This is a genomic window from Actinophytocola sp. (assembly GCF_045807065.1).
Classification (GTDB): Bacteria; Actinomycetota; Actinomycetes; order Mycobacteriales; family Pseudonocardiaceae; genus Actinophytocola.
In genome coordinates this window covers 1-13288 of sequence record NZ_JBJMIE010000534.1, presented here as the reverse complement: position 1 = coordinate 13288, position 13288 = coordinate 1, and the positions used below count along the sequence as shown (strand labels likewise).

The window sequence follows — 13288 nt, the reverse complement described above, 5'->3', positions numbered from 1 at the left end:
TTCCACACGCTGTGGGCGGAGGACCGCCGCGAAGTAGAGGCGTGATCCAGACCCTCGCGGTCGAGAACTACCGGTCGCTGCGCAGGCTCGTCCTGCCCCTGTCACCGCTCACCGTGGTGACAGGGGCGAACGGCACGGGCAAGTCCAGCCTGTACCGGGCCATGCGGCTGCTGGCGGACGCGTCCCGCGCCGGTGCCGTCGCGGCACTGGCCAGGGAGGGCGGCCTCAGCTCGACGTTGTGGGCCGGCCCGGAGCAGGGCTCGCGGAAGGGCCGGCCGGTGCAGGGCACGGTCCGCACCCGGCCGATCGAGCTGCGGCTGGGCTTCGGCGGCGACGAGTACGGCTACGCGCTCGACTTCGGCCTGCCGCGCCCCGGGGTGACCATGTTCAACCGGGACCCGGAGTTCAAGCGCGAGGCGCTGTGGCACGGACCCGTGCTGCGCCCGGCGACGCTCGTGGCGGACCGCGCCGGGCACGTCGTCCGCGCGCGGAACGCGGACGGCGGGTGGGACTCTCTCGAGATCCGGCTCACCGACTCGATGCTGGGCGAGCTCGCCGCGCCCGAGGTCCTGCTGCTGCGGGACCGGTTGCGGTCGTGGCGGTTCTACGACCAGTTCCGCACCGACCGGGACGCGCCCGCGCGGCAGTCCCGCATCGGCACCCGCACCCCCGTGCTCGACCACGAGGGTGCCGACCTGGCCGCCGCGTTGCAGACGATCCGCGAGATCGGCGCCGCCGCCGACCTGGACGAGGCGGTCGCGGACGCCTTCCCCGGCGCGCGGGTGGACGTCGTCGACCACGACGGCCGGTTCGGGCTGCGGTTCCACCAGCACGGGTTGCTCAGGCCCCTCGACGTGGCGGAGCTGTCCGACGGCACGCTGCGGTACCTGCTGTGGGTGGCCGCCCTGTACACGCCCCGGCCGCCCGAGCTGCTGGTGCTCAACGAGCCGGAGACCAGCCTGCACCCCGACCTGCTCCCACCACTCGCGCACCTGGTGAGCACGGCGGCCACCCGCAGCCAGGTCGTGGTCGTCACCCACTCGGCGACGCTGGTCGGCGCGCTGACGAAGGCGACCGTGCTGACCCTGGTCAAGGAGGCGAGCACCACCACCCTCGACGGCCAGGGCCTGCTCGACCAGCCTCCGTGGTACTGGCCGGAGCGCTGACCTCGCGCTCGGGACGGCGCCCCGAGGACGTGCCGCCCGCCCGGAGAACACACTTTCGGGGGAGCGTCGGTGGCGTGGCCATGACGGCCGCATGACCCTTGCTCGTACCCGGCTCGCACGTGTTGCACTCATGCGCATGCGACTATATGTTCAGGTCATGGGACACGGGCATGGTCACGGCGCGCCGACCAGCGCGTCCGGCCGGCACCTCGGCCGACTGGCCGCGGCGTTCGTCGTCACCGCGGTGTTCATGGTCGTGGAGATCGGCACCGGCCTCGCGACCGGCTCCCTGGCGCTGCTCTCCGACGGCGCCCACATGGTCACCGACGTCCTCGGTGTCGGTCTCGCCCTGGTCGCCATCGTCGCCGCGCGCCGGGCCAGCCGCCAACCGGGGCGGACCTTCGGCCTGTACCGGGCGGAGGTGCTGGCCGCGCTGGCCAACGCGGTCCTGCTGTTCGGCGTGGCCGGCTACGTCCTGTACGAGGCGATCGGCCGCTTCGCGCGGCCGCCGGCCGTCCCGGGCCTGCCCGTGGTGGTCGTGTCCGTGCTGGGCCTGGCCGCCAACGTGCTCGCGTTCCTGCTACTGCGCGACGGCCAGGCCGAGAGCCTGAACCTGCGCGGCGCCTACCTGGAGGTCGTCGCCGACATGGTCGGCTCGGTGGGTGTACTCGTGTCGGGTCTGGTCACGCTCGTGTTCGGCTGGCGGTACGCGGACCCGGTGATCGGCGTGGCCATCGGCGTCTTCGTGCTCCCCAGGACCTGGGCCCTGGCCAGGCGCTCGCTGCGGATCCTGTTCCAGCACGCACCGGAGCGCGTGGACGTGACCGCCCTGACCGGCGCGCTGGCGGACCTCCCCGGCGTCGGCGAGGTGCACGACGTGCACGTCTGGACGCTCACCTCGGGCATGGAGGTCGCGTCGGCCCACCTGACCGTGGGGGCCAACTGCGACCAGGCCACCATCCTCGCCGCCGCCCAGAAGCTGCTGGCCGACGACTACCAGCTGGAGCACGCCACGCTGCAGGTCGAGTCGGGCAAGACCGCGGTCAACTGCCGCGAGCTGCACTGGTAGTCACGACAGTAGCTACGACAGCGGGAGCGGCTTGGCGCCCCGCTGAGCCAGCAGCGACTTCATCAGGTTCATCTCGGACGTCTGGCTCGTCACGATCTTCTCGGCGAGGTTGCGCACGTAACCCTTGGACGCGTGCTGGGCGGCGTACTGGGCCATCTCCGACCCGCCCTCGTGGTGGCGCAGCATCAGCTGCAGGAAGTACGTGTCCAACTCGGCCCCGGACAGCTTCCGCAGCTTGTTCAGCTCGTCCGTGCTCGCCATCCCGGGCATCCGCTGCACGGGCCCGGTGGTCTTCCCGCCCGCGCCGTTGCTGTGCGAGTGCGTCCCGCCCTCGCTCATCCACGCCATGTGCCCGGCACCGGCCGCGGGCAGGCTGGGCTGCACCCACACCGTCAGCCACCCGGACATCTCGCTGGCCTGGGAGAGCTGGGTGGACTCGATGTCGAACGCGATGCCGCGCAGGTTCAGGTCCGACGTCCGGTCCCGCTCGATGCCGGCCATCGTGACGGCCTGCAGGTGGTGCACCCGCATGTCCTGGGCGAACCCGACGTCCACCGACTCGGCGCTGGGCGGAGCGTCCGCACCATCACCACGGGCCGTGCTGATCAGCATCCCCATGGCCGCGCCGAGGATCAGTGCCGCGACCACGGCGGCCACCAGCACGAAAGGGCGGCTCACCGCGTCGCGGAACGACGGCGAGGTCACTGGCTGGGCTGGGTGGCCGGCGCCGACGCGCCGGACGTGGGTGCCCCGGTGGACGGGTTGGGCGTGGAGGCACCGGTGGACTGCGACGTCATGCCGGACTCGTCGGTCGCCGTGGTGGCGCCCTTGCCGTCCATCGTGACGGTGTTCGCGTCCTTCGGGTCCGGCTTGGTGGCCACGAACGGCGGCGGGTTGGTCACGTCGAACCCGGTGTCCTGGGAGTCACAGCGACCGCCCGGCTCGGGGTTCTGGTACTGGTTCTCCCGCAGCGACTTGATGAACTCGTCGATCCGCGCGTCGTCCACGCTCGTGAGCTTCAGCTGGTGGCCCCAGGACTGCAGCGAGATCGGCTTGTCGAGCCCCGGGTAGGGGGACATCAGCATGTACGGCTGGCCCTCGACCTTGGACTTCAGCGTGTTGAGCGCCTTGCCCTTGATCTTGTCCGGGTTGTAGGCGATCCACACGGACCCGTGCTCGAGCGCGTGGACCATGTTCTCGGTGCGCACGGCCTTCGGGTACACCGTGCCGTTGCAGTCCGCCCAGGTGCCGTCGTGCGGGCCGCCGAGCGGCGGGCTGTGGTCGTAGGCCACCCGCTGGGTCGCGCTGACGTGCTGACCCGCCGCGTACTTGACGCGGAGCACGCCCTCGATGTTCTGCGACGGGTCCTGGTTGTCCGCGGAGACGACCCACTTCTCCTTGTCGTGGACGGTCATGAGGGCGTACGTGAAGACGCCGCCCGCCAGTGCCAGGACCAGGATGACACCGATGATCATGCCCCAGGGCTTCGCCTTGCGCGCGTTGCCGACGGCGGAACGCCGGGCCTTGTTGACGCTGCCGCTCTTGCCCTTGGGCTTGCTCGCGCCCTTGCTCTTAGTTCCGCTGGCCATGCCGGTGTCGGTCCTCGTCTCACTACAGGGAGTCTCCGACCGCCCAGTGTAAGGACCCGATGTCAGATAGGCGTCAACGGATGGCGGTTCACGGCCCGACCGGCGCGGCGTCCGGGCCCGGCGGGGTCGCGTCGAAGGGCGGCGGGTTGGCCGGGTCGAAGCCCGTGTCCTGGGAGTCGCAGCGCGCGCCGGGCTCCGGCGACGTGTACTGGTTCTCCCGCAGCGCCTCGATGAACTGGTCGACGCGGGGGTCGTCCGGGTCATCGAGCTTCAGCTGGTGGCCCCATGCCTGCAGCGAGATCGGCGCGTCGAGAGCGGGGTAGGGCGACAGCATCATGTACGGCACGCCCTCGACCCGTTCGGTCAGCTTCGCGAGGTCGCCGCCGGTGATCTGGTCGGCGTTGTACGCGATCCAGACGGCGCCGTGCTCCAGCGCGTGCACCATGTGCTCGTTGCGGACCGGCACCGCGTAGACTGTGCCGCCGCAGTTGGCCCAGACCGGGTCGTGGCGGCCGCCGTCCGGCGGGGCCTTCGTGTACGCGACCCGCTGGCCGGGCTGGGCGTGGACCGCGCCGGAGTAGTCGGTGACGACGACGCCCTCGATGTTCTTCGCGGGATCCCGGTTGTCCTCGTCCGGCGTGAACTCCGAGGAGCGACTGGCCGAGGTCGAGGTCGGCGAGTCGGTACTCGGGCCCGCCGCGGAGTCCGAACCGCGCGACACCGTGCAACCCACGAGCACGGCGGCGGTGAGCACGGGAACTACAAGCCGGCCGGTGCGGAATTCGATGGCGTCCTCCAGGTAGGGGAGTGGACCCTCGGCATTATGACCGAGGCGACTCTATCGGGTGCGCACCCGCTACCTAGACTTCCCGGGGTGACTCCCGCCGCTCTTGCCGATCTCGTCCGCGCCGTCGCGGTCGACGTGCTGACCAGCCGAGACCTGGACACCTCCGCACTGCCGCCCGCCGCCAACGTCGAGCGACCGCGCAACCCGGAGCACGGCGACTACGCGACGAACCTCGCGCTGCAGGTCGCGAAGAAGGTCGGCGTGCCACCGCGGGAGCTGGCCGGCTGGCTGGCCGAGGCGCTGCGCACCCGCGACGGCATCGCGGACGCCGAGATCGCCGGTCCCGGGTTCATCAACCTGCGGATCGCCGCGGACGCGCAGGGCGACATCGTCCGGCAGGTGCTCACGCAGCGCGAGTCCTACGGCCACGGCGACCTCATGGCCGGTCGCAGGATCAACCTGGAGTTCGTCTCCGCCAACCCGACGGGCCCCCTGCACCTGGGCGGCACCCGCTGGGCCGCGGTCGGCGACGCCCTGGGCAGGGTGCTGTCCGCGCAGGGCGGCGACGTCACGCGGGAGTACTACTTCAACGACGCGGGCGCGCAGATCGACCGGTTCGTGCGGTCGCTGATCGCCGCGGCCAAGGGCGAGCCGCCGCCGGAGGACGGCTACGCGGGCAGCTACCTGTCGGACGTGGCCGCCGAGGTCATGCGCCGCGAGCCCAGCGCGCTGTCGCTGCCGGAGGACGAGCGCGCCGAGGTGTTCCGGGGGATCGGCGTCAACCTGATGTTCGACGAGATCAAGCGGGACCTGCACAACTTCCGCACCGACTTCGACGTGTACTTCCACGAGGACGCGCTGCACCGCTCGGGCGCGGTCGGGGAGCTGGTGGAGCAGCTCAAGGAGAAGGGTCACCTCTACTTCTCCGACAACGCGTGGTGGCTGCGGACGACCGAGTTCGGCGACGACAAGGACCGCGTGGTCATCAAGAGCGACGGCGCGCCGGCGTACGTCGCCGGTGACATCGCCTACTTCCGGGACAAGCGGCAGCGCGGGTTCGACCTGTGCATCTACATGCTGGGTGCCGACCACCACGGCTACATCGCGCGGCTCAAGGCGGCCGCGGCGGCGCTGGAGGACGACCCGGACACCGTCGAGGTCCTCATCGGGCAGATGGTGAACCTGGTCAGCGACGGCAAGCCGGTCCGGATGAGCAAGCGCTCCGGCACCATTGTCACGATGAACGACCTGGTCGACTCGGTGGGCGTGGACGCGGCCCGGTACGCGCTGACCCGGTCCTCGGCGGACTCCACGATCGACATCGACCTCGACCTGTGGAGCCGGCGCACCAACGACAACCCCGTGTTCTACGTGCAGTACGCACACGCCCGGCTGTCGTCGCTCATCCGCAACGCCGCGGACCTCGGCCTGACCGTGCCGACGGCGCGGACCGAGCTGGACCTCGGGCTGCTCACCCACCCTCGCGAGGGTGACCTGATCCGCACGATCGGCGAATACCCGGAGGTGCTGCGCAAGGCGGCCGAGCTGCGGGAGCCGCACCGGATCGCCCGCTACCTCGAGGAGCTGGCGAGCGCCTACCACAAGTTCTACGACAACTGCCGCGTGCTCCCGCAGGGCGACGAGGAGGCCACCCCGCTGCACACGGCCCGGCTCGCGTTGTGCGAGGCGACGCGGCAGCTGCTGGCCAACGGTCTCGGCCTGCTGGCCGTCGACGCGCCGGAGAGGATGTAGCGCCATGCGGGCACATCCGGCCGGACCCCGGCACGCGGAAGTCCTCCTGCCGGCCAACACCGCGGGTCCTCGACCGGCCACGCCGGACGAACTGGACCGGCTCTCGCCGGAGATCTGGCCTCGCAACGCGTCCCGCGACTCCGACGGCGTGGTCCGGCTCGCCGGCGTGGACGTCCGGGAGCTGGCCCGCGAGTTCGGCACGCCGCTGTTCGTGGTGGACGAGGACGACTTCCGGTCCCGCTGCCGCGACCACGCCCGCGCGTTCGGCGACCCGGCGCTCGTGCACTACGCGGCCAAGGCGTTCCTGTCCGTGCAGATCGCGAAGTGGGTGGCCGAGGAGGGCCTCTCGCTGGACGTGTGCAGTGGCGGCGAGCTGGCGATCGCGTTGCGCGCCGACTTCCCGCCCGCGCGGATCACGTTGCACGGCAACAACAAGTCGGTCGACGAGCTGACCGCGGCGGTCCAGACCGGTGTCGGCGCGGTCGTGCTCGACTCGTTCTTCGAGATCTCCCGGCTCGACCGGATCGCCCGCGACCGCGGCGTCGTACAGGACGTGCTGGTGCGCGTAACGGTCGGCGTCGAGGCCCACACCCACGAGTACATCGCGACCGCGCACGAGGACCAGAAGTTCGGCTTCTCGCTGGCCGGGGGCGCCGCGGCGGAGGCGGTGCGCCGCGTGCTGCGCGCCTCCGGGCTGCGGCTGGTCGGCCTGCACAGCCACATCGGCTCGCAGATCTTCGACGCGAACGCCTTCGAGCTGTCCGCGCACCGCGTCATCGGCCTGCTCGCCGACCTGTACAAGGAACACGGCGACGACGCCATGTCCACGGTGTCCACCGTGGACCTCGGCGGCGGCCTCGGCATCGCGTACACGCCCGACGACGACCCGCCGCCGCCGGCCTGGCTCGCCGAGCAGCTGCGGAACATCGTGGCCAAGGAGTCCGACCACGCGGGCCTCGCCATGCCGAGGATCGCGGTCGAGCCCGGCCGCGCGATCGTCGGCCCCGGCACGGTGACGCTCTACGAGGTGGGCACCACCAAGGACGTCGAGCTGGGCCACGGGCACGCGCGGCGCTACGTGAGCGTCGACGGCGGCATGAGCGACAACATCCGCACCGCGCTGTACGACGCGCTGTACGACTGCCGGCTGGTGTCGCGCGGCAGCGGCGAGGGCGAGCGGGACACCGAGGCGACGCTGTCCCGGGTGGTCGGCAAGCACTGCGAGTCCGGCGACGTGGTGGTGCGGGACTGCTGGCTGCCGGTCAACCTCGCGCCGGGCGACCTCATCGCGGTGGCCGCGACGGGCGCCTACTGCTACGCCATGGCCAGCTCCTACAACAGGTTGGTCCGTCCCGCGGTGGTCGCGGTCCGCGCCGGCGAGGCGCGCCTGCTGCTGCGGCGGGAGACCCTGGACGACCTGCTACGCCTGGAGGTCTCGTGAGAGAGCCCATCCGGGTGGCCATGCTCGGCTGCGGAACCGTTGGCACACAGGTGATCCGGCTCCTCGACGAGCAGGCGGCCGACCTCGCGGCACGCATCGGGGCGCCGGTCGAGCTGGCCGGCGTCGCGGTCCGCAGGCCCCACCGCCACCCGGACGTCCCGGCGCACCTCGTCACCACCGACGCCGAGGCGCTCGTGCGGTCCGACGTGGACGTCGTGGTCGAGGTCATCGGCGGCATCGAGCCGGTGCGCGGGCTGCTGATCTCCGCGCTCCGCAACGGGAAGTCCGTCGTCTCCGCCAACAAGGCGCTGCTCGCCGAGCACGCGGCCGACCTGTTCGCCGCCGCCGAGTCCTCCGGTGCCGACCTGTACTTCGAGGCCGCCGTCGCGGGCGCGATCCCCCTGGTGCGGCCGCTGCGGGAGTCGATGGCCGGCGACCGCATCACGCGCGTGATGGGCATCGTCAACGGCACCACCAACTTCATCCTGTCCGCCATGGACGCCACCGGCGCGAGCTACGCCGAGACCCTCGACGAGGCCTCGCGCCTCGGCTACGCGGAGGCCGACCCGACCGCCGACGTGGACGGCTACGACGCCGCGTCCAAGGCGGCCATCCTCGCCTCGATCGCCTTCCACACCAGGGTCACCGCCGCCGACGTGTACCGCGAGGGCATCGCCGCGGTCACCCCGGCCGACGTCGCCGCCGCGAAGACCCTCGGCAGGACGATCAAGCTCCTCGCCATCTGCGAGCGCATCAACGGCAGCGTCGCGGTCCGCGTGCACCCGGCGATGATCCCGCGCGACCACCCGCTCGCGAGCGTCGGCGGCGCGTTCAACGCCGTGTTCGTCGAGGCCGACGCGGCCGGCTCGCTCATGTTCTACGGCCAGGGCGCCGGCGGCGCGCCGACCGCGAGCGCGGTGCTCGGCGACCTGGTCGCCGTGGCGCGCAACAAGATCAGTGGCGGCCGCGGACCGGGGGAGTCCTCCTACGCCGCGCTGCCCATCCAGCCGATAGCCCAGGTGAACACCCGCTACCACGTCAACCTCGACGTGGCCGACCGCGCGGGTGTGCTCTCCGCCGTCGCGTCGGTGTTCGCCGAGCACGACGTCAGCATCGCCGCCGTGCGCCAGTCCGGCCGCGGCGGCGACGCGAGCCTGGTGATAGTCACCCACTACGCCCCCGACGAGGCGTTGCGGTCCACAGTGGAGAAGGTGGCCGGCCTGCCGACGGTGCGCGAGGTCGCCAGTGTGATGCGGGTCGAAGGAGAGTAACCATGACCTCCCAAGCTTCTCTGGGTGTCCTGCCCGGCTGGCCCGGCGTCATCGCCGCCTACGCCGACCGGATCCAGCTGCCCGAGGGCGCCTCCCCGGTGACGCTGCACGAGGGCGGCACGCCGCTGGTCGAGGCGCCGCACCTGTCCGAGCTGTCCGACTGCCGCGTGTACCTCAAGGTCGAGGGCGCGAACCCGACCGGCTCGTTCAAGGACCGCGGCATGACCGTGGCCATGACCTACGCGCTCGCCTCCGGCGTGGCCGGTGTGATCTGCGCGTCCACCGGCAACACCTCCGCCTCGGCCGCCGCCTACGCCGCGCGTGCCGGCCTGAACTGCGCGGTGCTCGTGCCCAGCGGCAAGATCGCCAAGGGCAAGCTCGCCCAGGCCGTCGTGTACGGCGCACGCATCCTGCAGGTCGACGGCAACTTCGACGACTGCCTCGAGCTGGCCCGCAAGACGGCCGCCGAGTACCCGATCGAGCTGGTCAACTCGGTCAACCCGATCCGCCTCATCGGCCAGCAGAGCGCGGCGTGGGAGATCTGCGACGTGCTCGGCCGCGCCCCCGACATCCACTGCCTGCCGGTCGGCAACGCCGGCAACATCACCGCGTACTGGCGCGGCTACGGCGCGTACGCGCGAGACGGCGTCATCGAGTCGCTGCCGAGGATGTTCGGCTTCCAGGCCGCCGGCGCCGCGCCGCTCGTGCACGGCCACCCGGTCAGGAACCCCGACACGATCGCCACCGCCATCCGGGTCGGCGACCCCGCGTCCTGGACCGGCGCGATCACCGCCCGGGACGAGTCCGCCGGGCTGATCGACGCGGTCACCGACGAGAACATCCTGGCCGCGTACCACCTGCTCGCGCGCAGGGAGGGCGTCTTCGTCGAGCCGGCGTCCGCGACCAGCGTGGCCGGCCTGCTCGCCACCGCCGCCGACGGCCGCGTCCCGGCCGGCTCGCTCGTCGTCTGCACGGTCACCGGCCACGGCCTGAAGGACCCGGACACCGTGCTGGCCGAGATGGCCGAGGTCGAGGCCATCCCGGTCGAGCCGCACGCGGTCGCGCACGCGCTCGAACTGGCATGACGGGTTCTGTCAGGGTCCGGGTGCCGGCGTCCACCGCCAACCTGGGCCCGGGCTTCGACGCGCTCGGCATGGCGCTGGCCCTCCACGACACCGTCGAGGCGACCGTGACGAGCGGCGGGCTCAAGGTCGAGGTCATCGGCGAGGGCGCGGACGAGGTGCCCGCCGACGAGTCGCACCTGGTGGTCCGCGCGCTGCGGACCGCCGCCGACGCGCTGGGTGTCGAGCTGCCCGGGCTGGCACTGAGCTGCCAGAACGTGATCCCGCACGCACGGGGTCTCGGCTCGTCGGCCGCCGCGATCGTCGCGGGTGTCGCCGCCGCGTACGGGCTCGCCGGCAGGCCGCTCGACGAGGACGCGCTGCAGCTCGCCGCGGAGTTCGAGGGCCACGCCGACAACGTGGCCGCCTCGCTGTTCGGCGGCCTGGTGCTGGCCTGGTCGCAGGGCCGCCGCTACCGCGCGGTGCGCCTCGAGCCGCACCCGGACGTGACCCCGGTCGTGCTGGTCCCGGACACGTACTCGGCGACGTCGGTCACGCGTGGGTTGCTTCCCGGCAACATTCCGCACAAGGACGCGGCGTTCGCGGCCGGCCGGTGCGCGCTCGCCGTGCACGCGCTCACTGCCCGGCCCGATCTGCTGCTGCCCGCCACCGAGGACCGGCTGCACCAGGACTACCGCGCGAGCGCCTGGCCGGACACCATGCGGATGGTGCGTGAGCTCCGCGCCAACGGTGTGCCGGCAACGGTTTCCGGCGCCGGGCCGACCGTGTTCGCCCTCCCCCCGGGTGGCGAGCTGCCGGCCGGCCTCGACACCGGGGGCTTCGCCGTCCGGGCGCTCCCGGTCGCCCGGTCGGGCGCGTCCATCGAGGCGAACGGAACAAACAGCAGGTAGCGAACGTTCTCCTGTTTAGCCACGCCGACACCCCGGTTGTTGCACCCGGACAGGTGTGCGTCTACCCTCAGGGGCGTTCAGTCACCGCGCGTACGGGCGCCCGGTGTCGTTCCCGGGGTTTCTTTCCCCGGGTCGCATCTTCCGTTCAGTCGGCGGCTCGGCCCAGCCAGAGGTCGGAGTCGACGTTGGCGGATACCGAAAGCCGTCCGAAGCTGCGGGGAAAAGGAACAGCTCCGCGTTGGCGAGGCCGCGGGGCACGCCGTCTCGATATCGAAGAACGGCGGTCCGCTGGTTCACGGGTCCACCTCAGGAGGCGGGGACCTGGTCAGGAAGGACATGAGTGAGCAACACTGATCTGCTGGGCAGTGACACTGCCAATGGCACGGTCGCCGACGCCAATGCGGCCGACAACACCACGCGCACCAGCGCAAACGGGGGTACGAAGCGTCGCGCCGGCTTGACCGGAATGGTGCTGGCCGAGCTTCGGGAGCTCGCCGGCCAGCTCGGCATCACCGGTACGGCCGGGATGCGCAAGGGCGACCTCATCGCCGCTATCAAGGAGCGGCAGAACGGGAGCTCCGCCAAGACCGCGAACACGTCCGACACGTTGCCGCTTGGCATCGACGACGCGCCGGCGAAGAAGAAGGCCGCACCGAAGGCTGCGTCCGACGTGGTGGCCACACCCGCCGCGGAGCCCAAGGCCGAGCAGCCGGAGCAGTCCGACGCGGCCGGTTCGGCCGACGAGGGCGGTGCTCGCCGGGACGGCAACCGTCGCCGGCGCAGCGCGAACCGCGCGGTCGGGGCCCCCGAGCAGGAGGCGAAGCGTCCGGAGGAGCGTCCGGTCGCCGCGGCTGTGGCCGTCGAGGACAAGCCGCAGGCCGAGAAGCGCGAGGAGCGTGGCGGCCGGGAGCGGAACAACGACCGCAATGACCGCAACGACCGCAACGAGCGCCGCAACGGTCGCAACCAGGACCGGAATTCCGATCGCAATTCCGACCGGAACTCCGATCGCAACCAGGACCGGAACTCCGACGGCCGGGGCGACCAGCGCAACACGGGTCGCGACAACATGGCCGTCTCCGACGAGGACGACGACGACGGCGACGGTCGCCGCCGCGGTCGCCGGTTCCGCGACCGTCGCCGCCGCGGCAGCCCTAGCAGCAGCAGCGGTGGCCGCGGGGACAGCCCGGACACCGAGGTGCGCGAGGACGACGTCCTGCTGCCGGTCGCCGGCGTGCTCGACGTGCTGGAGAACTACGCGTTCGTGCGTACCTCCGGTTACCTCGCCGGGCCGAACGACGTGTACGTGTCGCTGTCGCTGGTCCGCAAGTACGGCCTGCGCCGCGGTGACGCGATCACCGGCATGGTGCGCCAGCCCCGGGAGGGCGAGCAGCAGCGGCAGAAGTTCAACCCGCTGGTGCGCGTCGAGACCATCAACGGGCTGGACCCGGACCAGGCCAAGAACCGGCCGGAGTTCACCAAGCTGACGCCGCTGTACCCGAACGAGCGGCTGCGCCTGGAGACCGAGTCGCACATCCTCACGACCCGCGTCATCGACCTGGTGATGCCGGTCGGCAAGGGGCAGCGCGCGCTGATCGTGTCGCCGCCGAAGGCCGGCAAGACGTCGGTCCTGCAGGCCATCGCGAACGCGATCACGACCAACAACCCCGAGTGCTACCTGATGGTCGTGCTCGTGGACGAGCGGCCTGAAGAGGTCACCGACATGCAGCGGTCGGTGAAGGGCGAGGTCATCGCCTCGACCTTCGACCGTCCGCCGGGTGACCACACCACGGTCGCGGAGCTGTCGATCGAGCGGGCCAAGCGCCTGGTCGAGATGGGCCACGACGTGGTCGTGCTGCTCGACTCGATCACCCGTCTGGGCCGCGCGTACAACCTGGCGGCCCCGGCGTCCGGCCGGATCCTGTCCGGTGGTGTCGACTCGACGGCCCTGTACCCGCCGAAGCGCTTCCTCGGCGCCGCGCGGAACATCGAGGACGGCGGCTCGCTGACCATCTTCGCGACCGCGCTGGTCGAGACGGGGTCCGCGGGTGACACGGTGATCTTCGAGGAGTTCAAGGGCACGGGTAACGCCGAGCTCGTCCTCGACCGCAAGATCGCCGACAAGCGCACGTTCCCGGCGGTCAACGTCGACGCGTCCAGCACCCGTAAGGAAGAGATCCTGATGGCTCCGGAGGAGCTGCGGGTCGTCTGGCAGCTGCGCCGGGTGCTGCACGCGCTCGA

Annotated in this window: 11 protein-coding genes; 8 read left to right on the top strand and 3 right to left on the bottom strand. The window is 71.7% G+C overall.

The window, feature by feature from the left end; all coding sequences use genetic code 11:
• Positions 1–41: 41 nt before the first annotated feature.
• Both ACJ73U_RS31395 and ACJ73U_RS31390 read left to right on the top strand, forming a co-directional pair.
• Positions 42–1166, top strand: a complete 1125-nt coding sequence (locus tag ACJ73U_RS31395; protein WP_407781352.1) for an AAA family ATPase — start codon at positions 42–44, stop codon at positions 1164–1166.
• 157 nt (positions 1167–1323) lie between these two features.
• Positions 1324–2235, top strand: a complete 912-nt coding sequence (locus tag ACJ73U_RS31390) for a cation diffusion facilitator family transporter (protein ID WP_407781351.1) — start codon at positions 1324–1326, stop codon at positions 2233–2235.
• Between the two features lie 12 nt (positions 2236–2247).
• Here the strand turns inward: ACJ73U_RS31390 and ACJ73U_RS31385 are convergent, their stop codons facing one another.
• From ACJ73U_RS31385 to ACJ73U_RS31375, 3 genes are all read right to left on the bottom strand, one after another.
• The gene (locus ACJ73U_RS31385; protein ID WP_407781350.1) at positions 2248–2913 is read right to left on the bottom strand and encodes a DUF305 domain-containing protein; all 666 of its coding nucleotides are present in this window, start codon (positions 2911–2913) and stop codon (positions 2248–2250) included.
• A gap of 23 nt (positions 2914–2936) precedes the next feature.
• A complete protein-coding gene (locus ACJ73U_RS31380) occupies positions 2937–3824 on the bottom strand; it encodes a DUF3105 domain-containing protein (RefSeq protein WP_407781349.1) in 888 nt (295 codons plus the stop codon).
• An 88-nt stretch (positions 3825–3912) separates the two neighbouring features.
• Positions 3913–4578, bottom strand: coding sequence for a DUF3105 domain-containing protein (locus tag ACJ73U_RS31375; RefSeq protein WP_407781348.1), 666 nt, complete (start codon positions 4576–4578; stop codon positions 3913–3915).
• 120 nt (positions 4579–4698) lie between these two features.
• Here ACJ73U_RS31375 and argS point away from each other — a divergent pair, with 120 nt between their 5' ends.
• From argS to rho, 6 genes are all read left to right on the top strand, one after another.
• Complete coding sequence (gene argS, locus ACJ73U_RS31370) at positions 4699–6363, top strand: arginine--tRNA ligase (RefSeq protein ID WP_407781347.1); 1665 nt, start codon at positions 4699–4701, stop codon at positions 6361–6363.
• Positions 6364–6367: 4 nt separating this feature from the next.
• Positions 6368–7804, top strand: coding sequence for a diaminopimelate decarboxylase (gene lysA, locus ACJ73U_RS31365; protein WP_407781346.1), 1437 nt, complete (start codon positions 6368–6370; stop codon positions 7802–7804).
• Complete coding sequence (locus tag ACJ73U_RS31360; protein ID WP_407781345.1) at positions 7801–9075, top strand: homoserine dehydrogenase; 1275 nt, start codon at positions 7801–7803, stop codon at positions 9073–9075. The genes lysA and ACJ73U_RS31360 overlap by 4 nt, the downstream gene beginning before the upstream one ends.
• A 2-nt stretch (positions 9076–9077) precedes the next feature.
• Entirely contained in the window at positions 9078–10160 is a 1083-nt protein-coding gene (thrC, locus tag ACJ73U_RS31355; protein ID WP_407781344.1) for a threonine synthase, read from the top strand.
• Complete coding sequence (gene thrB / locus ACJ73U_RS31350) at positions 10157–11047, top strand: homoserine kinase (RefSeq protein ID WP_407781343.1); 891 nt, start codon at positions 10157–10159, stop codon at positions 11045–11047. Before thrC ends, thrB begins: the two co-directional genes overlap by 4 nt.
• A gap of 340 nt (positions 11048–11387) precedes the next feature.
• Positions 11388–13288, top strand: a 1901-nt coding sequence (rho, locus tag ACJ73U_RS31345; protein WP_407781342.1) for a transcription termination factor Rho, incomplete at its 3' end; no start/stop codon positions are given.